Below are 14,185 nucleotides of genomic sequence, written 5' to 3'. Positions count from 1 at the left end.
CGCGATGGACCGCACGGGGCACGATCCCCGGCCGGAGGGGCTGGCCCGGCTGCTCGAGGAGGACCCGGCCGACCTCTACGAGCACGCCCCCTGCGGCTACCTCTCGATGGTCCCCGACGGCCGCGTCGTCAAGGTCAACGGCACCTTCTGCGCCTGGACCGGGCGCGACCCCGACGACGTGCGCGGCCGGCGGCTGCCCGACCTGCTCAGCGCCGGCGGCCGCGTGTTCTACGAGACCCACCTCGCGCCGCTGCTGCGGCTGCAGGGCGCCGTGCGGGAGGTGGCGCTCGACGTCGTCCGCGCCGACGGGTCGGTGCTGCCCTGCCTGGTCAACGCCGTCGAGGTGCGCGACGCCGAGGGCCGGCCGGTGCTCGTGCGCGCCACGGTCTTCGAGGCCACGTCGCGGCGGCGCTACGAGCGGGCGCTGCTCGCCGCGCAACGGGCCGCGGCCGACTCCGAGGCACGCGCGCGGACGCTGCAGCAGGTGGTCTCCGAGCTGGCCGCCGCGGGCTCGGCCGAGCGCGTCGCCGACGTGGTGGTGCGCCGCGCGCGGTCGGCGGTCGAGGCCGCCGGCGCGGGGCTGTGGCTGGCCGACCCCGTCCCCGGCGGGCGGGTCGAGGGGCAGCCGGTGCCGGTGACCCTCACCGCCTCCGACGGGCTCTCGCCCGAGCTGCTCACCGAGCTGGCCACGGCGGCGCCCGCCGGGGCGGAGCTGGTGCGCACCGGCGGGGTGCGGGCGGCGCCGGTCGGGCCGGAGCTGCGCGAGCGCTGGCCGGGGCTGGCCGCGGCCATGGCCGAGGCGGGGCAGGAGGCGCTCGTCGTCGTCCCGGTCTCGGCGGCCGACGACCGGCACCTGGGCGCGCTGGTCCTCGTCCTCGGCGTCACCGACGACAGCGAGCTGATCAGCCTCACCGAGCCGGGCACCCGCGGCGCGCTGTCGCCGGCCGACGCCGAGCTGCTGGCCACCCTGGGCCGGCAGGCCGGGCAGGCGCTCGAGCGCGTCCGGCTGCACGAGGAGACCCTGCGGCAGGCCGCCCGCTCGGCGTTCCTGCTCGAGGCCGCCCGGCTGCTGGCCGCCCCGCGGGAGGTGGGCGAGACCGTCGAGCGCCTGGCCGAGCTGGCGGTGGGCCGGCTCGCCGACGTCTGCGTCATCGACCTCGTGACCGAGCACGGGCTGGTCGAGCCGGTGGTGGCGCACGCCGACCCGGCCCGCCGGCACCTGGTCGAGCAGCTGCGCGACCAGCACCTGCCGCACCGCGACGGCACCCACCCGAGCGTGCGGGCGATGGTCGAGCGCCGCACGGTCTGGGCGCACGGGGTCGACGAGTGGCTGCTGCTGCGGATGTCGACCTCGCCGGAGCACCTGTCGGTCAGCCGCGCGCTCGAGCTCACCGACCTCATCTGCGTGCCGCTGCTGGTCGACGGCCGCCCGCTCGGGGTCATCACGCTCGGCGCCGACTCCCGCCGTGGCCGGTTCACCGAGGCCGACGTCGAGACCGCCGAGCAGCTGGCGCTGCAGATGTCGCAGGGCATGGACGTCGCCCAGCGCTTCGAGCTGGAGTCGCGGACCTCCCACGCCCTGCAGGGCAGCCTGCTGCCACCGCACCCCCCGGCGGTGGCGGGGCTGGCGCTGGCGGTGCGGTACCTGCCGGGCAGCCGCGGCGCCGACGTCGGCGGGGACTTCTACGACGTCGTCCCCCTGCCCGGCGGCACCGACGTGGCGTTGGCCGTGGGGGACGTCGTCGGCCATGACGTCACCGCCGCCGCGACGATGGGCCAGCTGCGCAGCGTGCACCGGGCGCTGCTGGTCGACCGGCCGGCCCCCGGGGCGCTGGTCGAGCGGCTGCACGACAGCTGGCCGCTGCTCGGCCTGCCGCGGATGGCCACCGCCCTGTTCGCCACCCTGCGCCCGGGCACCGGAGAGCTGCGGATCGCCTCGGCCGGCCACCTGCCGCCGCTGCTGGTGGCCGGCGGGCGCGCGCAGCTGCTGCCGGTCGTGCCCGGCCGGGCGCTCGGCGCACCGCCCGGGCCGGCGCCGGAGTGGTCGGGCCGGCTGCCGGCCGGTGCCTCGCTGGTGCTGTTCACCGACGGGCTGGTGGAGAGCCGCACCGCCGACCTCGACGCCGGGCTCGACCGGCTGCGCGCCACCGCCGAGGAGGTGGCGGCGGGGGAGGGGCCGGTCGACCCGGACGAGCTGTGCGACCGGCTGCTCGCCGCGCTGACCGGCCCGCGCCGGGCCGACGACGTCGCGCTGCTCGTGCTCACCCGGCTCCCGGACGCGCACGAGGAGCCGGCCGCGTCCGAGGAGCCGGAGGCCGACCCCACCGTGCTCACTGCCGTGCCCACTGCCGTGCCCACTGCCGTGCCCGCCGCCGTCCCCGGTCCTGTCCGCGCCTGCGGTCCCACCGCCGACCTGGCCGACGTGCTCGACGGGGCCGGCGGTGACGTCACCGTGTCCGGCGACGCGATGCGCTGGTCCCCCGAGCGGGCCGAGCCGGAGGCGCCGCCGGCCGGCTTCCCGGGCCTCGACGTCGCCGCGGGCCTGGGGCTGGTGCTCGGCCTGGACCCGGCGTCGGTGCGCCGCCTGGTGTCGGGGGCGCTGACCCGGCTCTCGGGGGCGGTCGGCGACGCGGTCGGGGAGCTGCGGCAGCTGGCCCGCGACGTGCGGCCGGGCGGCGACCCCGAGGATGGCCCCGACGGTGAGGGGGACCGCTGACGTCGTTCCCCTGCGGGCGTCGGCCCCCGGGCGACCTGTACAACCGAGGCAGGAGAACTGCCACGCCGACGTGGGGACGGACCCGGTATGACCAGCAACCAGTTGACCCTGGCGCCCGCGCCACCCTCCGAGGCCGCCGAGCAGGTCCGGCTCGAGGTACGGCAGTTCCTGGCCGACGAGCTGGCCGCCGGGAGCTTCACCACCCACGTGGACACCTGGCTGTCCGGCGTGGACCCCGAGTTCTCGAGGAAGCTGGGTGCCCGCGGCTGGCTGGGCATGACCTGGCCGAAGCAGTACGGCGGCCACGAGCGCACCGCGATGGAGCGCTACGCCGTCACCGAGGAGCTGCTGGCCGCCGGTGCCCCGGTGGCCGCGCACTGGATCGCCGACCGGCAGTCCGGGCCGAACCTGCTGCGCTACGGCACCGAGGAGCAGCGCAAGGACATCCTCCCGCGCATCGCCGCCGGTGAGTGCTACTTCGTCATCGGGATGAGCGAGCCCGACAGCGGTTCGGACCTGGCCTCCATCCGCACCCGGGCGGCCCGCAACGCCGACGGCGACTGGGTCGTCAACGGCGCCAAGGTCTGGACGAGCAACGCCCACCACTCGCACTACGCCATCGTGCTGGTGCGCACCGGCCCGCCCGGCGAGGGCCCGCGCGGCAAGCACCAGGGGCTCACCCAGCTGCTGGTCGACCTGTCCCTTCCGGGCATCGCGATCAACCCGATCCGCATCCTCGACGGCGGCCACCACTTCAACGAGGTCGTGTTCGACGACGTCGTCGTCCCCGGCGACATGCTGCTGGGCACCGAGGGCGCCGGCTGGCACCAGGTGACCGCGGAGCTGGCCTTCGAGCGGTCCGGCCCGGAGCGGTTCCTCTCGACCTGGCCGCTGCTGGCCGAGTTCGGCCGCCGCGCCGCGGAGTCCGGCGACCCGGCGCAGCTGGCCACGCTGGGCCGGCTGTCGTCGCGGGCGCTGGCGCTGCGGCAGCTGTCGCTGCGCATCGCCGCGGCCCTGGACCGCGGCGAGCTGCCCGACATCCCGGCGGCGCTGGTCAAGGACGTGGGGACGACGTTCGAGCAGGACGTCGTCGACGAGGTGCGCCGGGTGGCCGACGTCCCCGCGTCGCTGGACAGCCCCGACCCGCTGGGCCGGGCGCTGGCCGAGGCGCAGCTGCACGCACCGGGCTACACGCTGCGGGGCGGGACCAACGAGATCCTGCGCGGGATCGTGGCGCGAGGGCTGGGGCTGCGCTGATGGCATCCGACCAGGACCTGGTGGTCGAGACCGTCCGGGAGATCCTCGCCGGGCACGAGCCGTTCGTGCTCACCGCCGAGCAGCCGTGGGACGAGGGCCTGTGGGCCGACCTGGCCGAGGCCGGGCTGACCGGGGTGGGGCTGCCCGAGGAGGCCGGCGGCTCCGGCGGTGAGCTCGCCGACGCCGTCGCCGTCGTCCGCACCCTCGCGGCGGGCGCCGGGGCGGTGCCCGTGGCCGAGCAGCTGCTCGTGGCCGCGCCCGCGCTGCTGGTCGGCGACCTCGACCTGCCCTCGTCCGAGGAGCCGCTGACCGTCGCGGTCGACGGCGCGGTCACCGCCGAGCCGTCCGACGACGGCGACGGCCCGGGCCGGTTCACCCTCACCGGCACGGCCGTCGACGTCCCGTGGGCCGGTGTGGCCCGGCACGTCGCCGTGCTGGCCCGGCCGCCGGCGGGCATCGAGGGCGAGGTGCTCGCCGTCCTCGACACCGCCAGCCTGGCGGCCTCGCGCGCGGTCAACCTGGCCGGCGAGCCGCGGGGGTCGCTGGTGCTCGACGGCGCCGGCGTGCCCGGGGCGCTGCTGAGCCCGGCACAGGCCGGGCTGGTGCGCGCCCGCTACGCGCTGGCGCGGGCGCTGCAGATCTCCGCCGCGCTCGAGCAGGTGCTGGCCTGGACGGTGCAGTACGCCGGCGAGCGCGTGCAGTTCGGCCGGCCGCTGGGCAGGTTCCAGGCCATCCAGGTGGAGCTGGCGCAGATGGCCGGCGAGGTCACCGCGACCGCGGCGCTGGTCGACGCCGCTGTCCAGGCGCTCGACCGGGGGGAGGACACCGCGGTCCTGGCCACCGCCGCGGCCAAGGTGCGCGCCGGTGCCGCCGTCGAGGTGGTGGCCAAGCTCGCCCACCAGGTGCACGGCGCGATCGGCTTCACCCAGGAGCACCGGCTGCACCACCTCACCCGCCGCTGCTGGTCCTGGCGGGACGAGGGCGGCAGCGAGCTGGTGTGGTCGCGGGTGCTGGGTGCCGGCCTGCTCGCCGGCGGGGGCGACGACCTCTGGCCGGCGCTGACCCGCGTCGTCTGAGGGAGGACCCCGTCCTCCGCATCCCTCGCAGGCTCGGGACGAGCCTCGGGACGGGGCCGCCTGCCCCCACCGCCCACAGGCTCGCGGCGGACCCCCGCAGGGAGGCCGCCTCCTCCGCCTCCCGCGTCCGGGAGGTGGAAGAGGGCCGCCCTTAGACCGTCTCGGGCACCCGCAGGTGCGCGAGCACCAGCTCGAACTCCTCGGTGTCGGTGATCGCGATCCGCATGAGCCGGGCGAAGTCGTCGCGGCTGGCGCGGGCGTGCACCCGGCTGGCCTCCATGCACTCGCGGTCCTCGAACGTGACCGCCGAGGCGGCCATGCCCTGCGCGCCGTCGACCATCAGGCTCACGCTGCAGAAACCCGAGTAGTTCTCCATCCGCGGCACCATGACGGCGCGGTAGGCGTCGAGGACCCGGTCCACGTCGGCGGGGTCGCACCGGAACCAGGTCACCCGCGTGCTCGCGCCCGACGGCGACTCCGAGCGCCGGTGCATGACCGCGACCTCCCACTCCTGCACCTGGAGCTGACCGTCGAAGACCTCCGCGGCCCGGTCGCGGATGCCGCGCACACCCTCGGCGCTGGACCGCATGGCGTCGGCGTCGTGCCACGACGAGGTGATGATGCTCCGGCCGGTGTCCCGGTCGGCCAACATCGACAGCCCCACGCAGCCGGGCATCTCGGTGACGACGGGCATGACCTCGTCGCAGACGTAGGCGATGCCGTCGTCGATCCTCGCGGGCGTGCCGTTGATGGTGGTCGAACGTGCGTACATCCCGTTCCTCCCTCGGGACGGCGGCGCCCACGCGGCACCGTCGCGCCAGACAGCGTCCTCGTGACGGGTCGCCGGGGGAAGGGCGTACGCACGACCTGCCGCTACCGGAGGACAGGGGAACCGCCCTCGTCCTCGTGCACGACGCCGACGCCTCCCGCGGACACCGGCTGGTCGGCAGCCTGCGCCCGGCGCTGGAGGCGCAGGGGCTGACCGTCGTCGTCGGGACGGCGGTCGGGCCCTCGTCCCTGATGACCTCCCTGCCCGACCCCGGCACGCTGCGGACGCTCGTCGTGATGGGGTCCGGCGCGGCCGCCTACGACGACACGGTGCCGTGGCTGGGCGCGGAGCTGGCCTACCTGCGGCGGGCGGTGGACGCCGGGACGCCGGTGCTCGGCGTCTGCTTCGGTGGGCAGGCGCTGTCCCGGGTGCTCGGCGGGGTGGTGTCCGAGGCGCCCGTCGGCGAGCACGGCTTCCTCGACGTCGAGACCGCCGACCCCTCGCTCGTGCCGGCCGGGCCGTGGTTCGAGTACCACGGCGACCGGTTCACCGTGCCGCCGGGCGGGGTGGAGGTGGCCCGCACCGACCGGGCGGTGCAGGCGTTCACCTACGGGGCGCACGTGGGCGTGCAGTTCCACCCGGAGATCGACCCGGGCGCCTTCGCGGCGTGGGAGGAGACCTGGGGGCTGACCGGCCCGCCGCCGCCGGAGGCCGCCGCGCTGGTGCCGGGGCTGCGCCGGGAGATCGCGTCGCGGGCGCCCGAGGCCGTGGCCGCGTGCGCGCGGCTGGTCGAGGCGTTCCTGGCGCGGGCGTCGTCGCAGGACGAGGCCGTCGCCTGACGCCCGTCCGCCGTCCCTCCTGTCGATCACCCGACCGGCGGCCCGACCCGAGGTCCCGCCACGACTGCCGACGGGGCAGCATGCCGGTCGTGAGCAGTGACGTGCACGGCCACACCCACCGCCTCGACCTCGCCGACGCCACCGTCCGCGAGTGGGACGCGACCGTGGTGGCCGCCGACCCCGAGCAGGGCATCGTGCTGGACCGCTCGGCCTTCTACCCGGGAGGCGGAGGTCAGCCGCCGGACGAGGGCGTGCTGCTGTGGGGCGGGGTGCGCACCCGCATCGCCGGGACGCGCAGGGGCGACGAGCTGTATCTCGTCCCGGTCGAGGGCGACCCGCTGCCGCCGCCGGGCACCGCCGTCCGCGGGGCCCTCGACGACGAGCGGCGCACCGCACTGATGCGCACGCACTCGGGGCTGCACGTCCTCACCGGCGTCGTCCTCCGGGACTTCGGCGCGAAGGTCACCGGCGGCAACATGGAGCCCCTGGTCGCCCGCATGGACTTCGACCTCGCCGAGGTGCCGGCCGACTTCAAGGACCGGGTGGCCGAGGCCGTCAACGCCGAGATCGCCGCCGATCGGCCGATCGAGGTGCGGACGCTCCCGCGCGAGGAGGCCTACGCCATCCCGGACCTCATCCGGACGGCGACGGACCTGCTGCCACCCGACATCGAGCAGGTGCGGATCGTCGACATCGTCGGCCTCGACCTGCAGGCCGACGGCGGGACGCACGTGGCCTCGACGGCGATGGTCGGCCGCGTCGAGGTGGTCAAGATGGAGAGCAAGGGCCGTGGCTTCCGCCGACTGCGGGTGCGCGTCGTCTGACCGGGTCCAGACGTTTCAGTTTCGCTGGGCGCGGCGGCCGTCTCCGTCCTAGCCTGGGTCCGTGCACGGGAGGAACTCGGCACGGCCCGCTGCGCGCTGCGCGGCTGATTCCTCCTGGGTGCGCCGCGTCCTCCTGCTCACCGGCCTGGTGGGCTGCCTGTACGCGGTCCTCCTGATCGTCTCCGGGACCGCTCGTGCCGCCGACGACGTCCCGGTGGACGCGGCCAGCGGAGTGGTCGACGACGGCGCCGCGGCTGTTCCGGACGTCGACCCCGCCGAAGCGGCCGAATCGGTGACAGCGACGGCCGCCGAGACCCCCGCGGAGGAGACCAAGCCCCCGGTCGAGCCGGTGGCCGAGGTGAAGCCGCCGACTGGTCCTCCGGTCGAGCCGCCCGCTGAGCCACCGGCCGGTCCGCCGGTCGATCCGCCCGCGGGTCCGCCGGTGGAGCCGCAGGCTGGGCCGCCTGTCGATCCGCCGACTGGGCCTCCGGTCGAGCCGCCGGCTGATCCTCCGGCCGGCCCTCCGGGTGAGCCGTCGGCTGGGGCTCCGGTCGAGCTGCCGGCTGATCCTCCGGCCGGCCCTCCGGTCGATCCGTCGGCTGAGGCTCCGGTCGATCCACCCGCTGGTCCGTCGGCCGGTGCGCCGGTCGATCCTCCGGCCGGCCCTCCGGTCGACCCGCCCGCTGGTGCGCCGGTCGAGCTGCCGGCTGATCCTCCGGCCGGCCCTCCGGTCGATCCGTCGGCTGGGGCTCCGGTCGATCCACCCGCTGGTCCGTCGGCCGGTGCGCCGGTCGATCCTCCGGCCGGCCCTCCGGTCGACCCGCCGGCTGGGCCTCCGGTCGATCCGCCCACTGATCCTCCGGCGGGTCCGCCGGTCAACCCACCTGCGGGTCCGCCGGTCGAGACACCCGCTGATCCTCCGGTCGACCCTCCTGCGGGTCCGCCGGTCGACCCGCCAGCAGGGCCTCCGGTCGACCCTCCTGCGGGTCCGCCGGTCGACCCGCCAGCAGGGCCTCCGGTCGACCCTCCTGCGGGTCCTCCGGTCGACCCGCCTGCGGGTCCTCCGGTCGAGCCGCCCGCTGAGCCACCGGCCGGTCCTCCGGTCGACCCTCCTGCGGGTCCGCCGGTCGACCCGCCGACTGGGCCTCCGGTCGACCCGCCTGCCGGTCCGCCGGTGGTGCAGTCGGCTGATCCTCCGGCGGGTCCGCAGGTGGAGCCGCCGGCCGGTCCGCCGGCCGATCCGCCTGTCGATCCGCCGACTGGGCCTCCGGTCGAGCCGCCGGCTGATCCTCCGGCCGGCCCTCCGGGTGAGCCGCCGGCTGGGGCTCCGGTCGAGCTGCCGGCTGATCCTCCGGCCGGCCCTCCGGTCGATCCGTCGGCTGAGGCTCCGGTCGATCCACCTGCTGGTCCGTCGGCCGGTGCGCCGGTCGATCCTCCGGCCGGCCCTCCGGTCGACCCGCCCGCTGGTGCGCCGGTCGATCCGCCTGTCGATCCTCCGGCCGGTCCGTCGGTCGACCCGCCTGCCGGTCCGCCGGTGGTGCAGCCGGCCGACCCACCTGCTGGGCCACCGGTGATCGAGGCCGTCGAGCCGGTGACCGAGCCGGTGTCTCCGGTGACCGAGCCGGTCGGTGACACGGTGCCCGCGGTGGCTGGTCCGGTGGTCGGCCCGGCCGTCGAGGTCGTACCGCCCGTGACCGAGCCGGTGGCCGGGAGCGTCGACCCGGTGCTCGACGCCTCGGAGCCGGTCGGCGAACCGGCATCCGAGGCCCCGGTCGCGGCAGTCGAGCCGGTCGTCACTGCGACACCCGTGGCTACCGACGTCGCGGACGCCGTTCCCGTGGCGACCGAGGTCGTGTCCGAGCCGGCGACCCACACCGCGGCTCCGGTGGACGAGCCGACGCCGGAGCTCACACCTCCCGTGCTGGAGGCCGTGCAGCCGGTCGACGAGCCGCCGGCCGACGAGGTGTCCTCGGGCAGCGAGCCGACCACGGGGACCGCTGCTCCAGCGGTCCTCGCGACCAGCGCGCCGACGGACGTCTCCGCCAGCACCTCGAGCGCGGTGACGAGCCCCGCCGTCGCGATCGAGCCAGCGACGGTGGCGGCCGCTGTCCCGTGTGCCGCCGCGACCGTGGGCGTGCTGCCCGCCGTCCAGACGGCCGAGGCCGCGCTGCTGCGGCCGGGGACGGCCGGAGCCGACGGGCACGCCTCCGGTTCGGCCGCTGCGCTGCCCCCGGCCGCTGCGGAGCCGGTGTCGGCCCCGCTGGCGCCCGTCCCGGCCGCCCCGGTCGCCCCGGCCGCGCCGGCACCGGCCAGCCCGTCCACGCTCAGCTCGTCGTCGACACCGCTGGCGGCCCTCGCCGCGGTCCTCGATCCCGGCCCGCCGCGCTCCGCTGCGGGTGCGGTCCTCGTCGGGGCGCCGGTCCACGACCCGGTGGGCCCCACGCTGTCCGACCCCGGCTTCTCCCCCGACTGACCTCCCCGCAGCGTGCACGCGGCCGTCGCGAGGGAGCGCACCGTCCACTCCCCGCACCCCGGTCGGTGGTGCACGCCTCCCTGGCGTGACCTCGACCTGGCCTCGGCTGGGCCGGGGCCACCGGGCGGGGAGGTATCGGGGATGGGGGTACCAGGCGCTGTGGCCACTGCCGCGCGGGGACCCCTGACCTCCCGGCCCATCCGAGAGGACGACGGAGGCGGCGCTCCTGACGCGGCGCCGCCTCCGTCGTCCGGCTCGCCACTGGACACCCGGACGGCGGACACCGGTCCGGCTCGCGCGTACGGCCTCCTGTCGCGTGGACGCCTCGGTCGGGCGCCGCGCGCCACATGACGGCGGTCGCGGTCTGGTCCTGCGGGGCGTGCACCCCACGCTCGGCCACGGCCGGCGCGTGACCGTCTCCGGCGTCGAGGCGGTGACTGACCCCTGCCGCGCGGCGAGCGCCACCATGGCCGCGGACACACCGGCAGGTCGAGCGCCAGCAGCGCGAAGGCGAGGGCGATGGCGACGACGACGGCGTCGGAGGAGGACGTCAGCCGCGGGGCCGCTCCTCGTCGGGTCGGTGGCCGATGCCGCCGGGGCCGTGCGAGGCGGGCACCTCCTCACCCGGTGCGACCGGGCCGGGTGGGGTGCCGTCGCCGAACGGGGATCCGCCGAGCTCCTCGCGGCCGTGCGGGGTCAGCCAGACCGAGGTGTCCGGGCCCATCGGGATGACCTGCGTCGGGTTGATGTCGGCGTGGACGACGTAGTAGTGCTCCTTGATCTGCGGGAAGTCGGTCGTGTCGCCGAACCCCGGCGTCTGGAACAGGTCGCGCGCGTAGCCCCACAGCGCCGGCGTCTCGGTCAGCTTCTGCCGGTTGCACTTGAAGTGGCCGTGGTAGACGGCGTCGAAGCGGGCCAGCGTGGTGAACAGCCGGACGTCGGCCTCGGTGATCGTGTCGCCCATGAGGAACCGCCGCGTCGACAAGCGCTCCTCCAGCCAGTCCAGCGCCGTCCACAGCCGCGCGTAGGCCTGGTCGTAGGCGCGCTGGGAGCCGGCGAAGCCGCACCGGTACACCCCGTTGTTGACCTCGGTGTAGACGCGCTGCATGACCTCGTCCATCTCGTCCCGCAGGTGCTCGGGGTAGAGGTCGGGGGCGCCGTCGCGGTGGTGCGCCGTCCACTGGGTGGAGAAGTCGAGCGTCATCTGCATGAAGTCGTTGGTGACGACGGCCTTCGTCGGGACGTCGACCATCGCCGGCACGGTGATGCCCCGCGGGTACTGCGGGTCGCGGGCGAGGAAGGCCTCCTGCAGCCGCTCGTAGCCGAGCACCGGGTCGCGTCCGCCGGGGTCGAGGTCGAAGGTCCAGCTGCGCTCGTCGTGGGTGGGCCCGCAGATGCCCATCGAGAGCACCGGCTCGAGGCCGAGCAGACGCCGCACGATCGCCGCGCGGTTGGCCCACGGGCAGGCGCGGGCGATGACCAGCCGGTACCGGCCGGCCTCGACCGGCCAGGGGCTCGACCCGTCGGCGGTGATCCGGTCGGTGATGTAGTTGGTGTCGCGGCTGTACTCCTGGCCGCCGGTGACGTACCCGGATCCCTTGTCGTCGCTCACGCTGGTCAGCCTCGCCGACGCCGACCGCCGCCGCGCGCCGGGCGGGATGTCCCTGCGCGCACCGTCGTGCTCTGCCCACGGGTGTGGGCAGAGCACGACGGTGCGCGGGCGGCCTACAGCCGGGACGTCGTCGCGTCGTCCTCCGCGCCGCCGAAGTACTGCTCGAGGACGGCGCGGAACACCGGCTCGTCCGGGTCGGCGTGCGCGAACAGCGTCATCGACGAGCGGAGCTTCAGCGCGTCCACCGGGCCGAGGACCGGCAGCGGGTCGGACCCGGGCAGCCCGGTCAGCGCCCGGGCGCACTCGAGCAGGCGTGGGCCGAGCACCGGGTGCGCGAGGTAGGCGCGGGCCTCGTCCAGGTCGCGGATCGCGTAGTGCTGGGCGGTGGCGCTGCGGCCGAGCCCGGCGACCTGCGGGAAGACGAACCACATCCAGTGGCTGCTCTTGTGCCCGGCGCGCAGCTCCGCGAGCGCGCGGTCGTAGGTGCCGGACTGGGCGTCGAGGAAGCGCTGCAGGTCGGGGGTCACCCGGTCAGCATGCGTGCCGGCGGCCACCGCGGCGTCCCCGACCGGCCGGGTCAGCGGGGCGTGCCGGCTCCCGGGCGGAACGCCGGGCCGTGGCCGGGGACGACGAGGGTGGCGGTCTCCAGCACCCGCTCCCGCTGGCGGCGCAGCTCGTCACGGTCAGGGGCGTAGGGGTCGTCGGCGGGACCCTCGCCGGTCCACCACAGGTGGGTGAGCGCGACGACGTCGTCGGCCGTGCCCACCAGCGTCGTGACGTCCTGCGGGGTGTGCCCCGGGGTGGCCAGCAGCCGCACCGACGGGGTGATCTCGACCCCGTCGGCGGCCCGTCGGGTGAACAGGTCCCCCTCGATGACCGACTGGAAGTCGTGCACCGGGACCACCGGGAACAGCGCCACGTTGAGCGTGTGGTCGAGGTGGTGGTGGCTGAGGACGACGTCGGTGACGTCCTCGGGAGCGACGCCGAGCTCGCGCAGCGGCCGCAGGATCAGCTCCCGGTCGGCCACCATGCCGGGGTCGACCACGACCACCCGGCCGGCGTCGCGGACCAGGCTCACGGTGCCGGCGACGTGGGGCAGCCGGGCGTAGCCCTCGACGAGGACGTCGAGGCGGGCGGTGCGGGAGAGGTCGGCCACGCACGGGACCGTAACCGGCAGGACGGCCCGCCGGCGCGCCGATCAGGACCAGGCGTGGGCGTGGGCCTCGGCGAACTGGCGCAGGGTCGTGGGGGAGCGGCCGAGCAGCCGCCCCAGGTCGCCGCTGGTGCGGTCGGCCAGCCGCAGCCGCGTGGCCGTGTGGAGGACGGTCATGACGGCGGCCGGCCCGGCGGGGGTGCCCGTGCGCCGCGCGTGCCGCAGGAAGGCGAGGGCGCCGGGGTGCCGGTAGACCACCGGCCGGCCGAGCACGGCCGACAGCGTGGCGGCGACCTCGGACCAGGTGGGCGCCTCCGAGCCGGTCAGCTCGTAGGCGAGGCCCTCGTGGCCGGGGCCGGTCAGCGTCAGCACCGCGACCTCGGCGAGGTCCCCGACGTCGACGACGGCGGTGCGCCCCTCACCGGCCGGCACCGTGATCTCCGAGCGGTCGCGGATCTCGGCCCGGTGCACGGTGAGCAGGTTGGACAGGAGGTACGCCGGCCGCAGGTGCGTCCAGCTCAGGCCGGTCGCCTCCACCCGCCGCTCGAGCGCCCGGTGCGGCAGCAGCGGGTTGCGGCCGGCGCCCTGCACCGACAGCAGCACCACGTGCTCCACGCCCGCGGCGACGACGGCGTCGAGGAACGGCTGCAGCCGCGCGGCCCGCGCCACGTCGGGCGGGCGCAGCAGGAACAGCCGCCGGACGCCGGCGAGGGCCGCCGGCCAGGTCCCGGGGTCCTCCAGGTCCAGCCGGGCCACGGGCACGCCGGGCGGCAGGACGGCGGCCGCCCGCAGCGGATGGCGTGCGCCGGCCCGGACGGCGAAGCGCCGCCTGGCCAGGCGGCGCACCACCTCGCTGCCGACGGTGCCGGTGGCGCCGACCACGAGGACGGTCACCGCTCGCCCGGGACGACCACCGGTGTGTCCGGCCGCCCGCGGCCTCTCACCCCGTCCATCACGCCGTCCCTCCCTCGCCGTCAGGCCCCCTGACAGGACGAGGGTGTCAGCTAGCCTGGCGGCGTGCAGAGGGGAGAGCCACCCCTGGCCGCCCTGCTGCTGATGGCCAGCCGTCAGCTCGACGCCGTGGTGCGCGAGGAGCTGGTGGCGCACGGCTGGCCGCGGCTGTCGGGCGCGCAGTCGCTGGTCTTCGCCTTCCTCGACGCCGACGGCACGCCGCCCGCCGAGCTGGCCCGCCGGCTGGGCAGCACGCGGCAGGCCGCGCAGGACCTCGTGGCCGGGCTGGTGCGGCTCGGGCTGCTCGAGGTGGCCGCCGACCCGGCGCGCCGGCGCGGCCGGCTGGTGCGCCGCACCGCCACCGGGCGCGAGCTCACCGCCGACGCCGGGACCGTGCTGGCCGGGCTCGAGACGGCGATGGGGGAGCGGGGAGCCGCGCTGCGCCGCCTGCTCGCCGCGCCCCTGGACCTCCCGTCCCCCCGGCCGGCCGCGGGTGCGGCCACCGGCTGAGCCGG

General features: G+C 76.6%; 12 protein-coding genes. 7 read left to right on the top strand and 5 right to left on the bottom strand.

The genetic code is table 11. The features are described from left to right. Nucleotides 1-4: 4 nt before the first annotated feature. From ACU616_RS01100 to ACU616_RS01090, 3 genes are all read left to right on the top strand, one after another. A complete protein-coding gene (locus tag ACU616_RS01100; RefSeq protein ID WP_446756647.1) occupies nt 5-2,716 on the top strand; it encodes a SpoIIE family protein phosphatase in 2,712 nt (903 codons plus the stop codon). An 87-nt stretch (nt 2,717-2,803) separates the two neighbouring features. Continuing rightward, complete coding sequence (locus ACU616_RS01095; RefSeq protein WP_446756646.1) at nt 2,804-3,973, top strand: acyl-CoA dehydrogenase family protein; 1,170 nt, start codon at nt 2,804-2,806, stop codon at nt 3,971-3,973. Continuing rightward, complete coding sequence (locus ACU616_RS01090) at nt 3,973-5,049, top strand: acyl-CoA dehydrogenase family protein (RefSeq protein ID WP_446756645.1); 1,077 nt, start codon at nt 3,973-3,975, stop codon at nt 5,047-5,049. Before ACU616_RS01095 ends, ACU616_RS01090 begins: the two co-directional genes overlap by 1 nt. Nucleotides 5,050-5,200: 151 nt before the next feature. Here the strand turns inward: ACU616_RS01090 and ACU616_RS01085 are convergent, their stop codons facing one another. Next, nucleotides 5,201-5,821 carry a hypothetical protein gene (locus tag ACU616_RS01085; protein WP_446756644.1) on the bottom strand — a complete coding sequence of 207 codons (621 nt, stop codon included), beginning with the start codon at nt 5,819-5,821 and terminating at the stop codon, nt 5,201-5,203. Between the two features lie 134 nt (nt 5,822-5,955). On the opposite strand from ACU616_RS01085, the gene ACU616_RS01080 reads away from it, so the two are divergent. The 3 genes from ACU616_RS01080 to ACU616_RS01070 all read left to right on the top strand — a co-directional run bounded on the left by ACU616_RS01080 (nt 5,956) and on the right by ACU616_RS01070 (nt 9,954). Beyond that, nucleotides 5,956-6,657 carry a type 1 glutamine amidotransferase gene (locus ACU616_RS01080; RefSeq protein ID WP_446756643.1) on the top strand — a complete coding sequence of 234 codons (702 nt, stop codon included), beginning with the start codon at nt 5,956-5,958 and terminating at the stop codon, nt 6,655-6,657. An 89-nt stretch (nt 6,658-6,746) separates the two neighbouring features. Beyond that, nucleotides 6,747-7,481 (top strand): alanyl-tRNA editing protein, encoded by a 735-nt coding sequence (locus ACU616_RS01075; RefSeq protein ID WP_446756642.1) that lies wholly within the window; start codon nt 6,747-6,749, stop codon nt 7,479-7,481. A 1,612-nt stretch (nt 7,482-9,093) separates the two neighbouring features. Next, complete coding sequence (locus ACU616_RS01070; protein ID WP_446756641.1) at nt 9,094-9,954, top strand: hypothetical protein; 861 nt, start codon at nt 9,094-9,096, stop codon at nt 9,952-9,954. Between the two features lie 550 nt (nt 9,955-10,504). Here the strand turns inward: ACU616_RS01070 and ACU616_RS01065 are convergent. The 4 genes from ACU616_RS01065 to ACU616_RS01050 all read right to left on the bottom strand — a co-directional run bounded on the left by ACU616_RS01065 (nt 10,505) and on the right by ACU616_RS01050 (nt 13,613). Next, entirely contained in the window at nt 10,505-11,566 is a 1,062-nt protein-coding gene (locus ACU616_RS01065) for a glutathione S-transferase family protein (protein WP_446756640.1), read from the bottom strand. A 113-nt stretch (nt 11,567-11,679) separates the two neighbouring features. Further along, nucleotides 11,680-12,093 carry a DUF1810 domain-containing protein gene (locus ACU616_RS01060; RefSeq protein WP_446756639.1) on the bottom strand — a complete coding sequence of 138 codons (414 nt, stop codon included), beginning with the start codon at nt 12,091-12,093 and terminating at the stop codon, nt 11,680-11,682. A 50-nt stretch (nt 12,094-12,143) separates the two neighbouring features. After that, nucleotides 12,144-12,722 carry an MBL fold metallo-hydrolase gene (locus ACU616_RS01055; protein WP_446756638.1) on the bottom strand — a complete coding sequence of 193 codons (579 nt, stop codon included), beginning with the start codon at nt 12,720-12,722 and terminating at the stop codon, nt 12,144-12,146. A gap of 42 nt (nt 12,723-12,764) precedes the next feature. Next, nucleotides 12,765-13,613 (bottom strand): SDR family oxidoreductase, encoded by an 849-nt coding sequence (locus ACU616_RS01050; protein WP_446756637.1) that lies wholly within the window; start codon nt 13,611-13,613, stop codon nt 12,765-12,767. Nucleotides 13,614-13,736: 123 nt separating this feature from the next. Between ACU616_RS01050 and ACU616_RS01045 the strand changes: the two genes are divergently transcribed. Then, nucleotides 13,737-14,180, top strand: coding sequence for a MarR family transcriptional regulator (locus ACU616_RS01045; RefSeq protein WP_446756636.1), 444 nt, complete (start codon nt 13,737-13,739; stop codon nt 14,178-14,180). Nucleotides 14,181-14,185 lie beyond the last annotated feature (5 nt).

The sequence above is a fragment of the Geodermatophilus sp. URMC 62 genome (assembly GCF_052931475.1).
Note: the sequence above shows the minus strand (reverse complement) of the source record. Positions and strands in the feature narration are given on the sequence as shown.

What these genes read in the sequence shown, in the direction of transcription:
- ACU616_RS01095 (WP_446756646.1), top strand. Translation starts at nt 2,804, where the DNA reads ATGACCAGCAACCAGTTGACCCTGGCGCCCGCGCCACCCTCCGAGGCC.
- ACU616_RS01090 (WP_446756645.1), top strand. Translation starts at nt 3,973, where the DNA reads ATGGCATCCGACCAGGACCTGGTGGTCGAGACCGTCCGGGAGATCCTC.
- ACU616_RS01085 (WP_446756644.1), bottom strand. Translation starts at nt 5,821, where the DNA reads ATGTACGCACGTTCGACCACCATCAACGGCACGCCCGCGAGGATCGAC.
- ACU616_RS01100 (WP_446756647.1), top strand. Translation starts at nt 5, where the DNA reads ATGGACCGCACGGGGCACGATCCCCGGCCGGAGGGGCTGGCCCGGCTG.